The organism is Actinomycetota bacterium, assembly GCA_030684515.1.
Taxonomy (GTDB): Bacteria; Actinomycetota; Actinomycetes; order S36-B12; family S36-B12; genus UBA11398.
On the sequence record JAUXVJ010000021.1, the window covers coordinates 1 to 19,930 of the forward strand.

Sequence of the window (19,930 nt, forward strand, 5' to 3'; positions counted from 1 at the left end):
GCAGACACATCGTTGATGCCTTGGTGAAGATCTGAGGGAGCCCATCCGTTGAGCGGCGTGGGTGTATTAGCCGGCGATCTTGCTTTGACGATCGGGTGTTGTTGGCGCGCTGATCGAGATTGCTCAGTGAACGCGGGTTTCGGTTGTATGGGTGGCTGAAGAGTTCGGGCAGATGCAGTTGGTATGTCCGAGCCCGCGGCACCAGCCAGGGTTGGCGCGGTCGAGATCGAGGATGGCATCGGGCTTGCGGAGGCCCTTTGTGGCGCACCTGATGGGGCGGCTGGGGCTGACCCTTGCACATCAGCAGGATTTCCAGCTGATGTTGTCACTGGCGACGAGGGGGATGGAAAACTCACGCGAGTATCGCCGAGAGCTTGCGCGTCGAACTGTGTGGCGCCTGACCCTGGACTGGATGATCCCAAATTAGGTGCAAAGGTCGTTGCCGTTCCGAGAATCACCCCGCCCGCCAGGCAAGCACCGATTGTGAGTGCCAATGTCCGTGGAGTCAGTTGCATGATTCGATGTCGCTATCGGCTAGGGCGATCCACTCGTTGACCTTGTTGGAAGTCGAATTGCCAATGCGTGCTGCCGTCGCGGCTGTCATTCCTGGGACAGACATCAACCGCTTCCACGCTCTGGCTTCCACTTGTCTAGCTGACGCAACTTCGGCATCACGACGCGACTGGGCTGCCTCGAGTTTTTGATCAGACCGATGGACCAGTTGCGCGTGGCGGGCTTGCGCTGATTCAAGGTCCTTCGCTGCGTCCACGGATGCGGTCAGAAACTCGTTGCCCACTTCGGCGTCCTCTCGGTCATGCGTCGGCGTAAAGCCGGTCACCTCGTTCAACGGTTTCCAGCTTCTTGGTATCGCGCGATCTCGCAGGTTGGGCGAGCGGTTACTTGCGCGGTACGGCGGGGGAAATCCCGTGGAGAACACCAGCAACAAAGCCTCCAATCCCAAGGCACGCTCATCACGCTCATCACACGACAAAGGAAGTCACCACTGACATGACACAGACCATGACTCACCCACAGGTAATCCCCAACGATGACAAGCACACAAGCAAGAACCACGAGAACACCTCCCGGGCTGGCATCCCGATGCCCCCCTCCGCGCAGAGCGCTGGATCGAAGGACTGAAGTGGCGCGCAGCGGCCACTGCCAAATGCTCGCCAATGGGTCCGATTTGGCGGCACAAGTGGGTTACCGATTGGCTGGGATTTCGCCGAGGAAGTCGATGTCTAAGCAGGTTCAAGAGGCCCAAGTCGACTATCGACTTGGAGATAGAATGGTTGATTCTCGTGAGGTCTGGTTCCTTGGTTCGGGGGCCACGGCGGAGCGATTGGCTTACCGTCCGGGGGAGCGAGTCACAGCGGCTGATGGGCCGGTTGTGCGTGACGCGATGTTCGGAATTGACCGGCAAACCGGGGAGCGAATTCGCGTGCAAAAGGAGCGAAACCGTCACGCCAGAATCGCAGCGGAACCTTATGCATCTGTACTGCGGGAAGCAGCCGCACAGGCCACTATCGAACTCGTAGATGTGTGGACTGGACGTAATCTTGCCGCTCAACTTCGATCACTTTTGAAGTCTGCAGAGCGTCGAAATGCCACGGTTGCCATCCGCACCGCGGAATCTCTGCTTCGTTCGAACGAGCACGCGTGGGAACGCCACGAGACGTGGCGAGCACAAGGCCGCGAAGTCGATCCGCCACCATTTCGTCTTGAACGAGCCGAGGTGATGCTGCGTTTGGGAGCTCATCACCGTGGCCTTGAGAATGCGGGTGAGCCGCAAGAGTTCGGCGGAAAGCCGATCGACTTGACTATGCCGGATGAGCCGCTTGGTCGGTCGATTTGGGAGCAGGTGATGGAGCAATCGCAGCAGATGACGGTGACCGGAAATGCCGGATATGAGCTGACGTTGACCTGCCCGAAGTCATTCAGCGTGGCTGCCTTTGTCGCTGATCCGGACACGCGTTCGCGGTGGCTTGGCGCTGTGCATGACGCTGTTACAGATGCCACTGATGAGCTGATGCGTCGCGTCGCGCACGGACGTACCGGGCATGAGGGCGATGGGCAAAAGGCGGCGCCTATCAAGGGCATGGGTTATGCCGCGACGGTGAGCCTTGAGTCGTATTCGCGTGAGCTGGATCCGCATCTGCATGGTCACGTGATGATCCCGAACCGGGTGCTGTGCGTGGACGGGGTCGAGCGGACGATCGCCACGGGTGGTTCGGATCTGGTGAATCATTCGTGGTGGTTCCAAGCCGAATTCGAGCGTCGACTCCGCGCTCTTTCCACGCAGCGGGGGCTGGTGACCGGGTGGGAGTTTGATCTGGAAGCAAAGCAGTGGGAAGTCGCGGGTGCCGATCCAGCGATCATGGATTTCTTTTCCCAGGCGCAGGCCTTAGTCCGATCGGAGATCCGCGAGGCGCTGGATGATGAGCCAGCGGGTGTGAGTCGCCCACGATTGCAGGTGCTGGATTCGCGTGCCAAGCGCAAAATCACCCGCACGAAAGGTGAGGAAACGTTGTCCTGGGGTGCGGTTCGTGCCCGCATGATCGACCGCGCTCGCGATGCGAACGTGAACCTCAAGATTGCGTTCGATGCATCTGTCAGCCCCCTTGATACTCAGCCGGGTGCGTGGGATGAGGACACGTGGGCTCGCATCGTTGAGCAGGTGGTCTGTGAGAACAAGGGCGCCGAAATCACGGCCCGTATCGAAGCGGCGGTGCGGTGTTTTGCTCCGCACCAATGGTCCGAGCAGCAGATGGTCGACATGGTTGGCACCGTCATCGGACGCGAATTCACCACCGGTTCGACCCAAGCCCGTGGTCGCGTGGGAGCACGTCGGCACGCGTCCAACCGAGTCGCCGATGCCGAGCGGCGGGCGTGTGAAGCATTCACCGCTGGCTTCGATGACAACACTCACCGACTTGACCCATTAGATGCGGATTCGGCGTTGGAGGTGTTTCGCCAAGACAGTGGCTGGGCGGCTGAGGGACGGGATTTCACGCCGGGGCAGGCGGCGTTGTTTCGGCAGATGACGTCGGGATCTGACCGGGTTTCCACGGTCGTTGGCGCGGCGGGATCAGGCAAAACAACCGCCATCGACGCCGCCCGAACTGTCCTGGCGTCCAAGGGCCAGCGGGTGTTCGGTGTGTGCGTTGCGGCGATCGCTGCACAAGCCTTACGGGACACGGCGAATGTGCAGGCCGGGACGGTGACGTGGCTGACGATGCGGATCGACTTTGCCAGCGATCCACAGCACCCAGTGCGGGTAGAAATGGACCGGCTAGCTGGATCAGGAATGGTGAGGGATCGGGCGCGAGCCGAGCGCATCCGCGCGCGATTCGCGATCCCCACAATGGACCATCTGGTGATCGATGAAGCCTCGATGATCCCGGCAACGGACATGGCCACCATCCTTGAATGGACCGCAGACCAGCACATCACGGTGACGCTGATCGGTGATCACCGCCAGCTCCAACCCGTTGGTCCCTCGGGGCTATTTCGACAGTTTCATGACACCCGTCCTGGTGCGGAACTGACCCAAAACCTGCGTCAGCGCACCAGTGTTGGCCGCGAATGCGCTGTATTTCTTCGCGATGGCAACGCAGAGCAGGCACTCATGCGCCTCGCCGATGCCGGCCAACTCATTGTGGTGGGAAGCCAGACAGAGGCCGAAAGAGTCTTGGTCTCCGCCTGGGCAATGCGGGCCGGCTCTTGCGTGACGGCGATGGAGCGGCTGAGCTCCACCGGGCTTGAATCGGATCGCAACGATCAAGTCGAGATCCTCAACCACCTGGCACGAAATGAAGCACGCCGCCGCGGTTGGATCACCGGCCCCGACCGCACGTTCGTTGACCGCGGGCGGCAGCGAACCCTGGCAGTGGGGGATCAGATCGTGATCATCAAGAACATCGCTCGCGGTGCCGGTCGATCCTTGACCAATGGCACCCGTGCACTCGTCACGCACGTGGACGACAAGGGCATCCAACTCCAGTACGCCGACGCGGGAGAGTTGCGCACGGGCCAACTGACGCCGACCCAGGTCATTCGCAACAGCCGTCTTGGATATGCCATGACCACGCACAAACTTCAGGGCCAAACGGTGAACTCCCTGGTCATCGATGTCGGGCCTGATCGCGACCTTTCGAGCGCCTACGTTGCCTTCACTCGACACCGCGATGACGTCCTGGCCGTCGTCAACATTGCTGACATCGCCGAAGGAGAACAGTTGGCAACCTTGATGGCTGCTGGTCCTGATGCACGCCGCGATGCGGTGATCGCGATGACGGCCGAGCGGATGCAGCGCCGCGGGTTCTCTGAGAGCGTCAGCGCGCACGCCGCAATGGGGACACCATTGCCGCTGCGCATGCTGCCGGAGATTGAGCGTCAGCGCTCGGGGATGGGTATCGCCTGACCCTGCTGAAGGTCTGGTAACGCGATCTCCAGAGTTGCCGACGGCTGGTGCGATTGCCGACAGCGCCCCCGGTAGGTGTGATCGAGGCGCTGTTTCAGCGCGAAGGTGCGCTCTTGAAAACTTGTCTGCTCTGCGATTCCGGCTGCAGGGTTGCGGACGCATGCCTGCCATAGCCCCCACCATGCAGTGAACTCCTCGACTATGTCGGGATGCTGCCACCAGCACAAGTGGGGAACCTGGTCGGTGGTGAAGTTCCAGTGCGGCAGCGCCCACGCCAGGAAGTCACACAGCGCGCCCCAGGATTCCTCGTACTCGTCGTCGTTCATCGCATGCCAATTCACCGGACCACCTGGCTCGGTTGGATGTCCCTCACCTGGGCGGGCGTGGTCCTGGATTTGCCTGTCTTTGAGCGCCTGGAGAGCCCGCACGGTTTCGATCGGGGTGCGCATGGTGTGCTCGATGGGGGATTGGATCGTCATGCCTCGCACCCAACAATGGTGCTGGTTTGGCAGCTCATGGATGCAACCCTTGGTTGGCGCGCAGGATCGCATCCTCAAGTGCTTGCTGTTGGCGGACGATGAGGTCGCCATCGGGTCGGGCAGTCCAGCGGCGCATGCGCAGCGGGAACGCATCAGCCTGTGAAAGCAGCATGACTGCGGAACCGAAGGGTATTGATCGGATCGCATCGGGGGGAAGGATCGGGACTTTGCGCAGCGAGGTACTCGTTGACGCATTTGCATCGAGCCCAAGCGCATTGGCTGAACGGGAGGTGGTGGAGTACCAGTCGTCGCGTTCCCCAATCAACGCGGACAGGTCCCGGCAGTCGTCCGCGTTATCTGCTCCACCCAGGATGAGTTTGATCTGACTGGCCGAGAACACGGTGGATGCGTCTTGGTCTCCGTAGCGGGAACGGACCTGTGCGAGGGCTTGGAAGATGGGAATGACCGTGAGGTTCTGTCCGCGGCCGTCAGCCAACAATGCCGGCAATGACGGAATAGGTGCAACGTTGGCGCACTCATCCAGCAGAAACAACACCGGCGGATCGACCCGCCCACCCGGCGAACGGGCTGCAGTGATCCGGGCGACGTACGCGACGTCCTCAATTAACGCGGACACGAGCCCTGCTGCCGCGGCCGCGCCACGGTCGGTGCCCAGGCAATAGAGGGTGCCGGTTTTATTGAGGAGTTGTTCAGCTGTAACTGCCGGTCTCGTTGCTGACGGAGTCAGTGCCGTACGGACCGTCGGCAAGGCCAGGGCAGCGATTGCCGATGCAACGACGCTCATCACCGACCCGACGAACCTCGGGTCGGGATTCTTCGCGATGCCGCGTAGGCGGTCATCCCAGGTCAGACAGGCATCCGGGTGACGCTCCAAAATCTCCAGTGGAGTCTCCAATGCGTGTTCGGTTTGCATCCACCTGTACGCAGTTTCAATGCCGTGACCTTGGAGAGCGGCGGCGTGCAAGACGCATTCAATGACCGTTTTCGCGTGGCCGCGCCAGATCCGGTTGTCGCTTGCTTCCCCGATACCAGTGTTGGATGCCAGTGCCTCAGCGCGGGTTGCGGCGCGCATCGGGTCTTCGCACCCGGCGACTGCATCCCAGGCAACCAAGTGCTCAAAGTGTGGCCCGAGCATCCCTTGCGGATCAAACGCACCGACCAGCCCGCGCTTGGCTCGCTGGGTGAGGGTCGCTTTCAAGTTGTCGGGTTTGGTGCTGGTGGTGATCACCGTGCCTGGTGCGTCCAGGATTGCATTGATCGCAATATGCAGGCCCTTACCGGAACCGGGCGGACCAATGACCAGGATGCTGCGCTCCACTGATGCCCACACTGGTTGGCCTTTGCTGGTGCCCAGCAGGTAGCCGACATCGGCTGGTTGAGGGTGAGTCAACTGTGGTCGCAGTAGTGACGCCTGCGTCATGAGCTGCTTGACTGATGCGGACATCCGGATAGCTGCGGCGGTTGCCCAACCGGCTCGGGCGTCGAACGCGATGGCACGCTGCGCGATGGAGGCTGCCCGGTTCGCATTCAAGCGAATGAGCCGGCGCATCGCTTCGAGTACACAGATCAGCGTGATGCCGATGAGTAGCAGGTGTATTCCGGGCTGGATGCCGGTGGCGTATGGCTGCAACCGAACGACTCCAAGGGCACGTGCGGGAGAAAACGTTGGCGGCGCGAGGCCCATCACTGTCGCGATGCCCATTGCGGTGACATGGATGAGAACGAACACGACTGTGAAGGCGGCCAAAGCAACTATGACGGCCTTCTCGATCGCGAACGACCCACCACCAGGCGCACTGCGCGCCCTCACGCGGCGTCTTCGGTAGGCGCCTGTGTGTTGGCCTGCATGCCGGCGGTGGTGTCCCACCAGTGAAGTTCGTACGGATGCAAATCCACTCGGACCCGGTAGGAGCGCACCCCCAGGGTGGTTTGGAGTTTGACGAGGAACTCCCCCCGCGAGGCATTGCCTATTACCTCCGCCTCGGCAGTGGTCAGATCTAGCGCAGCTGCGGTGGCGGGGAGCTCTTTCGCGGGCTGGTATCCGATCACTTTCGTGCCAGCCAGCGCTAGGAGGGATTCGGCTTTGTTGCGTTCCGCGCTGCCGGCGTCACCGACGTTGAGGGTGTCGCGCAAGTTGTGCAGGACCAGCACGTTAGACAGTCCCCATGAGCGTGCGAGCCTGAATTGCTGTTGGAGCCTGTCGATCGCGCCGTGCGCATGGGACAGCACTCGCCACGCCTCGTCGTACACGGCGAATCGCTGCCCATTGCCCGGAGTGGACAAGGCGGCCTCCATCCAAGCTGATGCGCACGTGAACGCGATCGACAAGTGTGTGTTGTCGTTGTAGAGATCAGACAGGTCGATTGCCACGATGGACGCGGTTGAATCGAACCTTGTTGTGGATGGGCCGTCGAACAGATCCTTAGCGACGGTGGACAGCAGCCCATCGAATGCCCAACGGGCTTGATTGCCCGCGTCGAGCATCTCCTGAACCGTGCGTGCGATCTCTCGCGCCAGGAGAGGGTCGGGATCGCGTAGGGCTGTGGCGATGTCGGACAAGATCGGTGCACCGCCGGTGGTGTGGAGTGCCTGTTCGAGTGCTAGAGCGACCGCGGTCTTTTCATCGACGTGCAGTGACCGCTCGAGGCGAATCTCAATCAACCCCTCCAGGAGTCGCAGTTGGGCGGACTTCGCCAGCGCTTGCGCGTCGATGGGGTTGCCTTCGGCATCAATGCGAGCACGCAGCAACGCATCCGAGACGTCCAGCGGGTTGAGTCGATTGCCGCGACCAGGTCCCAAGCTGATGGCGGTGCCGCCATAGCTGCAGGCGAACCTTGCCCAGTCAGATTTCGCATCCACGGCCGCGACCTTGTAGCCCAGCGGAATGGATCGAAGCGTCAAGGCGCAGGTGGTATTGGTTTTGCCCGAGCCGATCTCACCGGCCACCAGAATGTTCGGATTCGTGATCAGCCCGTCGCGATACAACTCGAACGGGCTAAAGCAGAAAGGTGCCCCCGTTCCAAGGTTCGTGCCCAGGAACGTGCCTTTATGGGTGAGCGGTGCTTGGGCAAGGAACGGATATGCCACCGATGCTGTCGCCGTGGACACTCGCAACCCGGGGAGTGCGAACCTTGTGCCGTCGCGTCCTTGATGCGACCTTCCCGCAGCGGGTGCACCGGGACTGGTCCACGACACTGAAGAGTCGAGCTCACGTCGACTTTTGTCGTGGCTGTTCATGACACCACTTCGATACCCAGTGGCAGAGCTGCAGCGGTGAATGCTTGTAGCTGCTGCCCGTACACGCGGCGCAGATCAAGGGATGCTTGGGTTGCTGCGGCGTGCACGGTGGCGACGGCGGCTTCGAGTTCGTCACGAGTGGTTGCGGTGACGGTGACCATGCCAAGGATCGCGACTTCGCCGTGGCCTTGCAGGAGTTCAGCCTCCCGGGCTAGGACGTCATCGAGTTCCTTGGAATCGGTCAAGGTTTCGATGCGGCCCAGCTTGTCCTTCAACCAGGAGCTCTGCACGATTTCGGAGTGCTTGGCTCGGATCGCACTTTCGGACTGCGCACGGGTGAATGGCTGGTAGAAAATGCTCAACGTCCGGTTCACCCCGGAGGGGAAGATGACCGGCCACAGTACGTCGGCCGCGACGTGTCCGTTGGGCCATTCGGCGACCCACAGCACAGCATGGAACGCGCCGTCGGTGCGCAAGTGGTCCCACTCTTCACGGCCCGCTGTCGGTCCAGCGTTCGCGAGACCGCTGCCGGCATTGGATAGCGCGATTGCGTGGGGGTCGAAGCCTGTACGGATCACTTCCGCGATCCGCGCGGGCGACAATTCGGCGACGACGTCCAGCCCCGCGGACGGTAGGAGTCGTTGGACGAGGGCGTATTCCTGACGCCATGTGGCAATCAGTCCGTTGATCTTTCCGCCAGCGGATTTGATTCGCGACGATGCGGCGGTTCGGTCCACGGTGATAGCGATGAAGGTTTGATGCCGGTCCGCGCCGCCGCGTAAGTCGCCGACGAGATCGCGGTACGCGTCGGCGAGGGTGAGTTGTTCTGGTTCGCGCGAGAGGTGGGCGTCGGTGTAGGCGGCGAGGTCTGATCCGTCGTCGGGGATCGACCGCTCCAGCAGTTGGACTTGTCGGATCGCACCGGTGCGGGTGGCCGCAGCGAGCACTCGGCCCCACCCGGCCACGCGTGCATTGCGATCGGCGGGGTCGCGTAGCAGAAACTCGGGGCTGGTGACTTCGATTATCCCGGTCAGGGTGCCTTGGTGGGGGTGGTAGAGGTAGCCGACATGATCCAGCTCGTGCAGCTGGATGCTCACTGACCGGCCAGGCAGCAATCCGATGCCGTGTTCGATGTGCTTGTGGCGTCCAAGTGATCCGACGTGCACTGGTCGCGCCAGGGTGGTGTGGCCGCGCATCGCACGGATTGTGTGTGAGGTTCGAGTGGCCATCCACAAGTAGCCGGGTTTGCCTTCGATGGTGGAGATTGCCAGCACCACGGCCGTGATCGCGACACCCAGAGCCAGACCGCGAAACAAGCCAGGGAAGGCGCTGGTGAACAGTGCGAGGACCACGGTGAGGACAGTGAAAGCGAACAGCGCAACTTGGCCTGGGCGCAAGCCCATGACGATGCCGGGTCGAGGTCGGCGGGGGAATGCGGCCGTCACATCGTGGCCTTCAACGACAGCAGTGGGCATCAGGACTCCAACACATTAGTAGGAAGCAAGCAAGGGGAGGGTGTTAGTCGACGCGGTGGTCGTCTGCGGATCCGAACGCGCTAGGGCTTGCGGGTGGATCGGTTTCGGACGAAGTGAGCCCCTCGGCGGTGGACTTCACCTGGCTCGCAGCTTTGTCGCCTGCCTGCTTTGCGACCGCTGCACCGGCAACCACGGCGGCCCCTACTCCACCGGTAGCTGCGCCTGCCGCAGCGGCGGTGCCTGCGGTCGATGCACCAACTCCACCAGCAGCCCCGGCTGCGGCCGCGCTACCACTAGCAGCTGAGGTCGCAGTTGAAGCGCCAACCGGTGCCGGGGGAACTGTGGCCCCAACTGGCAATGGCACGCCACCGCTTGCAGGCCCGACTTGGGCGCCAGCGGCGCGTTGCGTGGCTGATGGCTCGTGCGGCCCGGGAGTCGGACTAGCAGCGCCGCCATTGGAGTCTGATCCGGTCGTACCTCCACCGGGGCTGCGCAGCTTGTTGACCGCGGATCTGGTGCCGTTGACGCCAGCGCGCCCCATTTGCATGCCGTAATACCCGCTGTTGGCAGCGCGGCTCGGGCTACCAGGTACACCTGACGGGCGGGTTGCCATCGTGCCCATAAACGAGAACAGCCCATAGGCCAGCATGGGTGACAAGAGCGCGCCCATGCCAAGGATCAACCCGGCTCCGGCGTTGACGTACGACTGAGCGGTACCTGCGTGCTGGGAGTTCGCGAACAATGACACCGATAGGGCCAGGAGGATGGCAATAGGGACTTTCGCGAACAGCAGTGCGAACATGGCGGTGGCCCATTTCTTGAACCACACTCTGGTTGGTGCCATGACGAATCCGGCAAATGCGAACGGCGACAGCACAAACAGCACAACGGCGCCGGCCATGCAAAAGAGCAGAACGAAGAACACCGCGCTCATGCCGAACAGCAGCATTGCGGCGATCAGCGGAGCCATCAGGCCCAAGCCTTCGTAGATGGGATTTGAACCGACCCCGGCGAGCAGTCGCATCGATTGCGCAAGGTCCGGAGTCGCGGTTTGGACAATGGATTCGGCAAGTGACGTGAACCCCGCGGACAGCATCGGCAGAAGAATGGCGGCGGCTTGCGGTCCCAGGATCGCCAGCACAACGCCAGGAAATGCCTGAAGGAGGTGGCTATTTGATTGGGCCAGCATCGACCTGAATGCCGAAATGATCAGCAGGATCGTCGCCAACCCAACCGACAGGCCTGTGGTGATGCGCCAAATGCTGCCAACCGCTTCGGTACTGAAATCCACTGTGGTGATTTGAAACAACTGGGCGTACATGCCAGTCGTCAATTGCGCCAACGAGTCAGACAGCAGCGTCATTAACGTGCGCAGGATCATGCCCAGCGGGTCAACGGCCGAGAATAATCCTCCGAAGACGTTGTCGACAAACGGATTCATATCAGCGTTCCTGGTGTGCGTCGGCCGCTACGCGGCAGTCGCTGCCCAGCCCTGAACAATGCCCACAACCGCCGGTGCGCCGACGCACACCAACGCGGCAAACAAGGCAGCGAACATGCCGCCCATCCAGCGCGACGCATTGTGGGGGCTGATGCCTTTGGCCCCCATGTAGCCAAACGCACATACGATCAACACGATCGTAGCAATCGCTGTTCCGTAAACCTGGATGCTCTTGGCAAGATCATTCATGAACGTCTCGTACGGCATCACCAGAGCGGGTACGACAGCAGCTGTCGACATGAGCTACTCCAAACGAATCAGAGAAAAGGCGAATCCCTTTCAACTGCGTCAACGGCGCCAAATCGATTGGTTCCTCGCGTTCCAGTAGGTCAACGGATCACACGCCCGTATCCAGTCAGGTACGCCTGATCCCAAGAATCCCCAAGATCACGAATGCGAACACCGACATCAGGATTCGCCGCCTCCGCGATCTGCACGCGCGCGCCAGTCACCGCTACGACGATTGCAACATGGTGGACCTCTTCGCCGAACCAGAACACCAAATCACCCGGCGCGAGTAACTCACGGGGGATGCGTCGGGTGTGGTTCCACTGCGTGTACGAGTAATCCACGATGGACACTCCCGCTGCTCGCCACGCGAATGCAGTCAAACCCGAGCAGTCAAAGTCCACCGGACCGTTGCCCTCTGCGATGTAGCGTCCATGTCGGCTAACAGCGTCGATTGCCGCTTGGACGGCTGTGGTCGCGAGTGGATCGGGGCCGGGGACGATGTCTGGATCCCGCCCAGAGATCGCGGCACCTCCAGAATCGGAGAAATCCGGAGCACAGGACGAACGATCCGAAGTGGTTTCCGATAAGCAGTCAGGGTCAACGCTCGCGGCGGTAATGGCACCGCCAGCCGCAGCCAAGACAAGCGTGCATCCAGCGGGTAAAGAAACCAAGATAAAACAGATGCCCATGACGATGAAGACTCGCTTCATCATTCTTGGTTCAAAGTGTGCAACCCGGAATGCTTCACTCTGAGTCAACGGCGCGCGGTTGGTCGGTGCATTGCAATTGTTGGTCAGGTTCCCTTGCGAATCTCAAAGAAGTCTCGGCATCTCGCCCAATTCTTCGAATGAACGGCACGGTTGCGATTACTAGTTATCAGTGAAGATGATGGGAACGCCATAAGATCATCTCCTGCGGGATCGCAATCGCCACGCTCATCACTTGGGGTCTCTTGAGCACGGAGCCTCGCTAGACCAAGGTACTCGTGGCTGCGGAGGCAGTACTGACAAGCGCTTGTCTATGCCCGCTGGGCGTGGACACTCCCTTGTCAGTCGTGAGCGTCAGCCGCCTTGGTGCTGGCCACGGAGTGCTATTCAAAGATGTCGCAGCTATTGGGTATGCATGGCTGCCTTGCACTTGGGCCAAGCCATCGGCGTGGCGGGCTCGTTCCTAGATGCTCCATTCAGGGTGAGTCGGGTGAGACATCGCAAGCACCCTATGAGGGTTGGCGAGGATCAGTGCAACTCGACTATTCAGCGAGACGGTCAGCCATTCCCTCGGGCTCCAGTGGATCCAGCCCGTGTGACTTTAAGCCGGAAGGTCGAGCGTTGCAGGTCCACACTTCACTAGTCTCTCAATTGCTCGTCGCGGAATCGTCGCGCCCATCAACGCCGATGATTGTGTCTGTAGCCCGCGGGCGATGCATTGCATCGTGATCACTGGAGTCAGTTGCCCATTTCGTTTGTCTAGGGCCATTCGTGAACAGTCCGACGGCCAAAAGTACGACGCCCACAGTGATGAGTGCGTCGGCGAGGTTGAATGTTGCGAACCAACCGGTGTGGAAGTAGTCAACAACGCCTTGCCCGTCGAGTCGATCGATGAAATTGCCTAGAGCTCCACCTAGCAACAGGGCTGCGCCGGCAGTTGAGACTGCGTTCAGAGTTCGGGCGCGCAGGACAAGTAGTATGAAACCGCCACTGATGATGATGCCTGTGCCTATAGTGACCACTATCGGCGGCAGCCACGATCCGAGGCTGAATGCGATACCAGGGTTGTAGGCGAGTTTGATATTGATGAACCTCAGGTCGATTGAGGAGCCGTTACTGAGGCCCTCGACGACGAGCGTCTTTATTGTCCAGTCCGCCAGTATGGCGATCCCAGCGACGGCCAAGATCAAGGCAATTCGCGGGCCCAATCTTGTCTGTGACGAACGCTGAGCTGCGAAGTGGCTTCGAAAGTCTGAAATCCATCGACCAGTTAGCCGGGCAAGCCACGAGGGGCTGTGATTTTCCGCGCGGGGTGTCATTGGTGCGATCTTGGGGCTAGTTGGGCCGACGGTGTCGTTGCTTGCCTAGGAGTCAATTCGCGTGCTCTGCCTGCTCGTACGCCGTTGGCGATGACCACGACTTCGGCGAGTTCGTGTGCCAGCACGACGGCGGCAAGGCCCAGGACACCGAACAACGCGATGGGGATCAGGATTGTGATCAGGGCAAGGGAGAGGCCTACGTTCTGCAGCATGATTCTTCGCGCGCGTCTGGCGTGCGCAAATACTTGAGGCAGGTGCCGAAGATCTTCGCCCATGAGGGCGACGTCGGCCGTTTCGATGGCGACGTCGGTGCCCATGGCCCCCATCGCGATGCCGAGGTTTGCGGTGGCTAGTGCCGGGGCATCGTTGACGCCGTCGCCTACCATCGCCGTTGGATTCTGGGCGGTGAACTGCCGCACTGCTGCAGCTTTGTCCTCTGGTCGCAGGTCCGCGTGGACGATGTCGATTCCCGCTTCACGGGCCAAAGCCGTCGCGGTGGCGAGGTTGTCCCCAGTAAGCATGGCGATTTGGTATCCGTCGCGTCTGAGTGTCGCGATGACATCTGCGCTTTCTGGTCGGAGCTCGTCGCGCACGGCGATGGCGCCGATTAGTTGTCCGTCGCTTTCGACCAACACTGCAGTGGCACCTTCGTGTTGCATACGGTGGATGACATCGCCCAGGTGCTCGGATTCGATCCATCCGGGTCGTCCTAGTCGCAGTTTGTGACCATCACGTACGCCGGTGATTCCGGCTCCTGGCACCGCCGTAACTTCGTTGGCTGGGCGCACGGTCGCAGCCGAGGCGAGGATCGCCCGCGCGAGTGGGTGCTCACTACGCGACTCCAAAGCAGCAGCGACGTCAATGACCTGCTCAGAAGTGGCGTCGCCGGTCGCGACGACTTCGATGACCTCAGGCCGGTTGCGGGTGAGCGTGCCGGTTTTATCCAGCGCAACGGTACGAATAGTTCCCAAAGTTTCTAGTGCTGCGCCGCCCTTGATCAGTACGCCCATTTTGCTGGCAGCGCCGATCGCGGCGAACACAGTGACTGGTACCGCAATGGCCAAGGCGCAGGGCGAGGCTGCCACGAGCACCACCAAGGCCCGCTCGATCCACAATTGCGGATCGCCAGCGATGCTCCCAACGATCGCTATGAGGGCAGCCATAGCCATCACCGCCGGCACTAGCGGCTTGGCGATGGTGTCTGCCAAGCGTTGACTGGCTCCCTTGCGGGTTTGCTCCTCTTCGACGATCTTCACGATCCTGGCCAGTGAGTTGTCCTCCGCCGACGCGGTGACGCCAACTGTCAGAGTGCCGGTGCCGTTGATGGACCCGGCGAATACCTCGTCGCCCTCGGCTGCTTCGACCGGCACGGACTCACCGGTTATCGCCGACACGTCCAAAGCCGTGCGACCGGCGCGGATGATCCCGTCACTGGCTAGCCGTTCCCCGGGCTTCACCAGCATCGAATCGCCGACGCGCAGTTCACCCGAGTTGATCACCAACTCGACACCGTCACGGATAACGGTCGCCTCGTCTGGCACTAGGTTCAGCAGCGCGCGCAGACCGTGCCGAGTCCGCGCCACGGAGTACTCTTCCAGGCCTTCACTAATTGAGAACAAGAAGGCGAGCATCGCTGCTTCGCCGATCTCGCCCAACAGGACGGCACCGACTGCCGCAATCGTCATCAACGTACCCACGCCGATCTTGCCCTTGACAAGGCGCCGCAGCGTTGAAGGCACGAACGTGTAGGCGCCCGCGAGCAGCGCCAGTGCCTCAAGAAGGTGGACGATCCACGATGCGCCGTCAACGAGACTGTTTATCCATGCTCCCAGGAGGAGCAAGCCGGATACGGCGGCGAACCTGATTTCGGTGACTTGCCAGAGCTTCTCCGGCGCGTGGTCATCTCCATCCTCGGGGCGATGCGGTTCGTCGCCGCCGCAACCGCATGCCTGGCTCATAGCTGTGCCTGCGACTGCGCGTTCAAGTTTGCGATGGGGCCATAGCGCGGGCACAAGGTGACGGCATTACCAGTGACCGCAAGTAGTCGCTCGGCGGAGCTAAGGAGGTCCAAGATCTGCGCATCAGCCTTCAAGGAATACATCGAGGCCCGTCCTTGCACACGTACGGTGACCATGCCGCATTCCAACAGGCAGCGTAAGTGCGCCGACACCGTCGACTGCGCCAGTCCTAGGTGCCCGGTCAGATCACGCACGTTGTGCTCCCCAAGCGCAAGATGACTCACGATCGTGAGCCGGGCAGGGTCGCCGAAACTACGAAACAACGCAGCTGCGACAGCCAATGAACTGTCTTCCCTCGACGGCGCATCAAACTCGGGAAGCGCATCAAACGCCACAGGTATCATCGTCATGTAGCGATGATACCATCATTGGACGATTCATCACCATTGCGAGGCATCCGGTACCTCGCAAGATGGCGGCTTCGAGTTGGAATTCTTCAACGAAATGTGCCGACTTCAGACATTGCATGTTGACGCCCCACAGCAGCGCTACTCGGTAAGTCAAAACAGTTGGCACGCGCGATGTGGTTGCGTTCAACACCGTCCTAGCTTTGTTCGCTCCACTGCTTATGCGACCATCGTTGGGTGCGCGTGACTTTGCGGTTCTTCGACGGATGTCCCAACTGGCACACGGCTCAAGCAGCTCTGCGAGAAGCGCTCGATGCCACCGCGCATGAAAAGGTAGACATCGTTCTTGAGAAGGTCGAATCACTTGAAGCCGCTCAACGCCTGGGCTTCACTGGCTCACCCACGATCCTCATCAACGGCAAGGACCCGTTTTGCACTCCCGGGTCCTTGCCAGGGCTGGCCTGCAGGATCTACAACACACCGGAGGGTATGCGCGGGTCACCCACTGTCGAGCAACTCGCGGCCCTACTTCGATGATGGTAGGGGCGAATGACTCGTACGGCGTAGGTCCGCAGTGCTGGTGCTGTGGCCATGCTTACCCAGATAGCCAACTCGTTCATCTTGGGAGCCGTCCCGAAGCCACCGTATGCTTTGGTTGCGCTCGTTTCCTGAGTAAACGCGCTCGCCAGGCGCACGACGAGAATTTGAACTCTTTGGGCGCTTTCGTTCGCGGCTTCGTGGATCAAGGTCGGGAGTTCGTCATTGAGCACCAGCTCCATCATGTTCGGGTTCTGGGGCCCGCTCTGCAATGGCTTGGCCGCCACCTGCCCTAGACAACGAACTCCAGACTTTGGCCTGTCGAAGATCGATTGGCTGCTCAGCTCGTATTACTTAGGTCCGACTGCGCTGTAGGCGCAATCGCGACAGACCGACACAAGCAAAGGGTGCCACGGCGATGCCCACAAGGAGCCATTCGATGCGAGGAGCCCATGATGTGGCCACCGTCTGTTGATTGGACAACGCCATGCGTTCGACAATCACTCCGGATTCGTTCGCCGCAATGCTTGATCGGATCGAGCCATTCGGATTGATCACTGCGCTGATGCCACTCGTCGCAGCCACGACTACCGATCGCCCATGCTCAACAGCGCGGACTTGTGACATTGCGACCTGCTGCTCCAATTGGGCGGTGCCCGCGTAAGTGGCGTTGTTCGTTTGCACGACAATTATCTCCGCGCCTGCGATGACCACATCTCGCACGATTGAGTCGTAGGCCACTTCGAAGCAGATGACGTCACCCACCGTGGTGCCCGCGATTTCAAGTACTCCTGGAACGTCACCCGCAATGAAGTCACGTGGCACGAGTCGAAATCGATCGAGGAGACTCCCAAGAAGCTGGCGGAAAGGGATGAACTCGCCAAACGGCACGGGATGACGCTTAACGTATCTCGCGCCTGGACCGGTTTCTGGGTCCCAAACGATTCCGGAGTTTGCTACACGTGATGGGTCATTGGGCGCATCGACAACAGCGCCGACGAGAATTGGCTTCCCGACCGTGCGAACTGCTTCGTCGATCTGACGTCTGGCCAAGGGATCCCTAAACGGATCGATGTCCGAGGAGTTCTCTGGCCATGCGACGAAGTCAATATCGGAACGCGAGCGCAACGCGGTGCGCGTGATTTGCGCATGATTTGCCAGGACAGCCCGTTTTTCGCCCATTGCTGACAGACCGGACCCGGGCACGCCGCCCTGTACGACAGCAATAGTGACCTGATCTTCGGTGCCAACAGCATTCATCGCGACATAGCCAAATGCCAACAGCATGGACAGCGACACAGCGCCAATGGCCACAACGATCGTATGCGCCAAAGGCGCTCCACTGCGTCCGTCGAGGAGCAAGTACACAACGGCACAAGCGACAAAAGCCAAGGTATAGGCAACGCCGGCCGGACCAACGATTGAATTCAGGGGCAACAGCGGGCCGCCGGCTTGTGAGAAGGCCAACCGGCCCCATGGGAATCCACCCAGTGGTATGGCTCCGCGGATGGCCTCACTGGCGACCCATAACGCGGGAACAACGACTGGCCACCAGACACACCTTTGAGCAAATGATTGGGCGACGAATAGACCTATCCACCATGCAGTGCAGATAGCAGTGAGTGAAATCCAGGCATCAACGCCGACCACACTCATCCAAAAGAGGAGCGGACCGAAGAACGCCGCTCCTGCAATTGCTCCATAAGTCGCAGCCCATACTGGTCGGACCCTGCGAGTAGAGAGAACGCAAAGCAAGACCGCGATTGGTGCGATCCACCACCAAGCAAGTGGTGGAAACGCACATGCCATCGCTAAGCCCCCGCCCAAAGCGGCGAGAGGGCGTAACAGCAAAAGGGCGAGGCGTGGGTTCACCAGACGTTTGCGAGTCTTGGCAATGTCAGGTCGATTGTCGTTGCGCCGAATAGGTCAGTCCAACGAATCTTTCGACACCGAGGAATTTCGCTACTGTCTGAGCGCGAAGGCACACGGGAGGGCGAGCATGGACAGCAACTACTCAGCTGTGCCATTGTCTCTGGTTTCACGTTTCCTCCTCGGATGCATCTGGCGAGTGCGCATGGCCGGCGGATTCCAGGGCCTGCTCGACAAGGTCAAGGTCTTCAGCAAGTACGCCGATATCCTTATCCTCGAAAGTGGAGGTGCGCATGATTCCGGCAAGCTGGATGAGCGAAACGCCATCCCTCTGAACGACCTTCACCCATACCCGTCGCCGACGAATGAACAGGGACATCGACAGGCCCAACATCGCTGTCACTGCCGAGAACAACGCGATTTCCTTGCCCGGATCGAAGGCGATTTGGAAGGAGGCCCAGCGCTGGTAGCCCTCGAAGCTCACGGCGCCTGAGCTATCCGGGAGTTCCCACGTTTGGCCAAGCTTCAGTTGCTTCAGGCCTATTTGCGTCATCTGGTCCTTCACGAGACGGTAGACGCTCTGGGGCGCTCCAGAGTCCAGACCGAGATCGCCCTTCCAAGCAGACATGAATACGGCGGGATCGTCAGGAGCTGGAAAGCTTGAGTACGGCCCCCGCACTGCATCCAAAGCTGCAGTCGGCAGGAACAAACCTTGGATCCCTAGTTGAGGCTTGGAGTCGGGGATCTTCACGACGCCGGTAGACGTGAAGGCCCCATCTTGAGGCAGAAAGGGCACGGCGTCGTTGAACACGGTGGCGCCTGTTCGGTCGATCACCTTTATGACTGGTGCGTAGCCGTGGCCTACGAGAAACACTTTGGCCCTGTTGATCTCCAGAGGTTCGTTGACCTCTATCAACGTTTCCTGAAGCGGCTCCGATGGGGCTGCCTGAAAGGAAATGTCGGCCTCGAATGCTCTCGGTGAGCCGCGTTCGACTTTGCCTCGCTCGAAGTCTGCTGTGAACTGTTCAAGAGTGAACGAGAAGGGCGGCAGGTTTTCGGCATTGACGAAACGACCGCCTCCCCAGGCGTCGTATTGAGTCAGTGTGTTGGAGAAGCCCGAACCTTCGCGGACGATGACGTTGCCCTTCCAGCCGAAGAGCCCACTGAGCCCAATCGAGACCAGTAGGACCAGTAGTGAGAGATGAAAGATGAGGTTGCCGGTTTCGCGGAGGTAGCCCTTTTCTGCGGATACCCATCGGGGTTCGTCTGCGGGTCCCGTGACCACGCGCCAGCGTCCTGCACGTAGCGCGGCTTCGGCTGTCTGCAGCATGTCAGCCGTCGATGCGGTCGCTTCGAGCGTCCGTGTCCCTGAAAGTCGTTGCAGCATGCGAGGGGCAGGTGGGGGCGCGCTGCGCATCGCGCGGAAGTGCACGCCGACACGAGGGATGACGCACCCAATGAGTGACAAGAACAGAAGCAAGTAGACGGCGGAGAACCACGGCGAGGAATAGACCTCGAAGAATCCGAGGCGATCCAGAATCGGACCCCATGTCGGATTTTCGGATATGAATGCCCTGACCTTGATCGGGTCGATGCCTCGCTGAGGCAATAGGGAACCGGGCACGCTTGCCAAAGCGAGGAGGAACAGCAGGATCAACGCCGTCTTCATGCTGGTGAGTTGCCGCCAAGCCCAGCGCAGCAGCCCCGCATTGCTTATTGGTGGAAGCGCAGAGCGATTCATTCGCTAGACGCAGTTCCGTCGTACC

Annotated in this window: 15 protein-coding genes; 2 read left to right on the top strand and 13 right to left on the bottom strand. The window is 60.6% G+C overall.

Going from position 1 to position 19,930, the window contains the following annotated elements:
• Positions 1–505 precede the first annotated feature (505 nt).
• The gene (locus tag Q8M73_08595; GenBank protein ID MDP2288604.1) at positions 506–847 is read right to left on the bottom strand and encodes a hypothetical protein; all 342 of its coding nucleotides are present in this window, start codon (positions 845–847) and stop codon (positions 506–508) included.
• Positions 848–1,288: 441 nt separating this feature from the next.
• Between Q8M73_08595 and Q8M73_08600 the strand changes: the two genes are divergently transcribed.
• On the top strand, positions 1,289–4,423 hold the full coding sequence (locus Q8M73_08600; GenBank protein MDP2288605.1) for an AAA family ATPase: 3,135 nt from the start codon (positions 1,289–1,291) through the stop codon (positions 4,421–4,423).
• Here the strand turns inward: Q8M73_08600 and Q8M73_08605 are convergent.
• The 10 genes from Q8M73_08605 to Q8M73_08650 all read right to left on the bottom strand — a co-directional run bounded on the left by Q8M73_08605 (position 4,396) and on the right by Q8M73_08650 (position 15,755).
• The gene (locus Q8M73_08605) at positions 4,396–4,902 is read right to left on the bottom strand and encodes a hypothetical protein (GenBank protein ID MDP2288606.1); all 507 of its coding nucleotides are present in this window, start codon (positions 4,900–4,902) and stop codon (positions 4,396–4,398) included. The genes Q8M73_08600 and Q8M73_08605 overlap by 28 nt on opposite strands.
• Before the next feature lie 34 nt (positions 4,903–4,936).
• A complete protein-coding gene (locus Q8M73_08610) occupies positions 4,937–6,733 on the bottom strand; it encodes a TraM recognition domain-containing protein (GenBank protein MDP2288607.1) in 1,797 nt (598 codons plus the stop codon).
• Positions 6,730–8,031 carry an ATP-binding protein gene (locus Q8M73_08615; protein ID MDP2288608.1) on the bottom strand — a complete coding sequence of 434 codons (1,302 nt, stop codon included), beginning with the start codon at positions 8,029–8,031 and terminating at the stop codon, positions 6,730–6,732. The genes Q8M73_08610 and Q8M73_08615 overlap by 4 nt, the downstream gene beginning before the upstream one ends.
• A 125-nt stretch (positions 8,032–8,156) precedes the next feature.
• Positions 8,157–9,635, bottom strand: a complete 1,479-nt coding sequence (locus tag Q8M73_08620; protein MDP2288609.1) for a hypothetical protein — start codon at positions 9,633–9,635, stop codon at positions 8,157–8,159.
• 43 nt (positions 9,636–9,678) lie between these two features.
• Positions 9,679–11,076 (bottom strand): hypothetical protein, encoded by a 1,398-nt coding sequence (locus tag Q8M73_08625; GenBank protein ID MDP2288610.1) that lies wholly within the window; start codon positions 11,074–11,076, stop codon positions 9,679–9,681.
• 27 nt (positions 11,077–11,103) lie between these two features.
• Positions 11,104–11,376 (bottom strand): hypothetical protein, encoded by a 273-nt coding sequence (locus Q8M73_08630; protein ID MDP2288611.1) that lies wholly within the window; start codon positions 11,374–11,376, stop codon positions 11,104–11,106.
• A gap of 89 nt (positions 11,377–11,465) precedes the next feature.
• The gene (locus Q8M73_08635) at positions 11,466–12,056 is read right to left on the bottom strand and encodes an NlpC/P60 family protein (GenBank protein MDP2288612.1); all 591 of its coding nucleotides are present in this window, start codon (positions 12,054–12,056) and stop codon (positions 11,466–11,468) included.
• Positions 12,057–12,721: 665 nt separating this feature from the next.
• Positions 12,722–13,258 carry a signal peptidase II gene (gene lspA / locus Q8M73_08640; GenBank protein ID MDP2288613.1) on the bottom strand — a complete coding sequence of 179 codons (537 nt, stop codon included), beginning with the start codon at positions 13,256–13,258 and terminating at the stop codon, positions 12,722–12,724.
• Between the two features lie 131 nt (positions 13,259–13,389).
• Entirely contained in the window at positions 13,390–15,351 is a 1,962-nt protein-coding gene (locus tag Q8M73_08645) for a heavy metal translocating P-type ATPase (GenBank protein ID MDP2288614.1), read from the bottom strand.
• Positions 15,348–15,755 carry a metalloregulator ArsR/SmtB family transcription factor gene (locus Q8M73_08650; protein MDP2288615.1) on the bottom strand — a complete coding sequence of 136 codons (408 nt, stop codon included), beginning with the start codon at positions 15,753–15,755 and terminating at the stop codon, positions 15,348–15,350. The genes Q8M73_08645 and Q8M73_08650 overlap by 4 nt, the downstream gene beginning before the upstream one ends.
• Before the next feature lie 240 nt (positions 15,756–15,995).
• Between Q8M73_08650 and Q8M73_08655 the strand changes: the two genes are divergently transcribed.
• Complete coding sequence (locus Q8M73_08655; protein MDP2288616.1) at positions 15,996–16,295, top strand: DsbA family protein; 300 nt, start codon at positions 15,996–15,998, stop codon at positions 16,293–16,295.
• Between the two features lie 354 nt (positions 16,296–16,649).
• On the opposite strand, the gene lnt is transcribed toward Q8M73_08655, so the two are convergent.
• Positions 16,650–18,104 carry an apolipoprotein N-acyltransferase gene (gene lnt, locus Q8M73_08660; protein MDP2288617.1) on the bottom strand — a complete coding sequence of 485 codons (1,455 nt, stop codon included), beginning with the start codon at positions 18,102–18,104 and terminating at the stop codon, positions 16,650–16,652.
• A gap of 229 nt (positions 18,105–18,333) precedes the next feature.
• Positions 18,334–19,905, bottom strand: coding sequence for a cytochrome c biogenesis protein ResB (locus Q8M73_08665; GenBank protein ID MDP2288618.1), 1,572 nt, complete (start codon positions 19,903–19,905; stop codon positions 18,334–18,336).
• Positions 19,906–19,930 lie beyond the last annotated feature (25 nt).

Excerpts from the sequence above, each read along its gene's own strand:
- Q8M73_08600 (MDP2288605.1), top strand. The coding sequence starts at position 1,289 with ATGGTTGATTCTCGTGAGGTCTGGTTCCTTGGTTCGGGGGCCACGGCG.
- Q8M73_08605 (MDP2288606.1), bottom strand. The coding sequence starts at position 4,902 with ATGACGATCCAATCCCCCATCGAGCACACCATGCGCACCCCGATCGAA.
- Q8M73_08620 (MDP2288609.1), bottom strand. The coding sequence starts at position 9,635 with ATGCCCACTGCTGTCGTTGAAGGCCACGATGTGACGGCCGCATTCCCC.
- Q8M73_08625 (MDP2288610.1), bottom strand. The coding sequence starts at position 11,076 with ATGAATCCGTTTGTCGACAACGTCTTCGGAGGATTATTCTCGGCCGTT.
- Q8M73_08630 (MDP2288611.1), bottom strand. The coding sequence starts at position 11,376 with ATGTCGACAGCTGCTGTCGTACCCGCTCTGGTGATGCCGTACGAGACG.
- Q8M73_08635 (MDP2288612.1), bottom strand. The coding sequence starts at position 12,056 with ATGGGCATCTGTTTTATCTTGGTTTCTTTACCCGCTGGATGCACGCTT.
- Q8M73_08645 (MDP2288614.1), bottom strand. The coding sequence starts at position 15,351 with ATGAGCCAGGCATGCGGTTGCGGCGGCGACGAACCGCATCGCCCCGAG.
- Q8M73_08650 (MDP2288615.1), bottom strand. The coding sequence starts at position 15,755 with ATGATACCTGTGGCGTTTGATGCGCTTCCCGAGTTTGATGCGCCGTCG.
- lnt (MDP2288617.1), bottom strand. The coding sequence starts at position 18,104 with ATGGCATGTGCGTTTCCACCACTTGCTTGGTGGTGGATCGCACCAATC.
- Q8M73_08665 (MDP2288618.1), bottom strand. The coding sequence starts at position 19,905 with ATGAATCGCTCTGCGCTTCCACCAATAAGCAATGCGGGGCTGCTGCGC.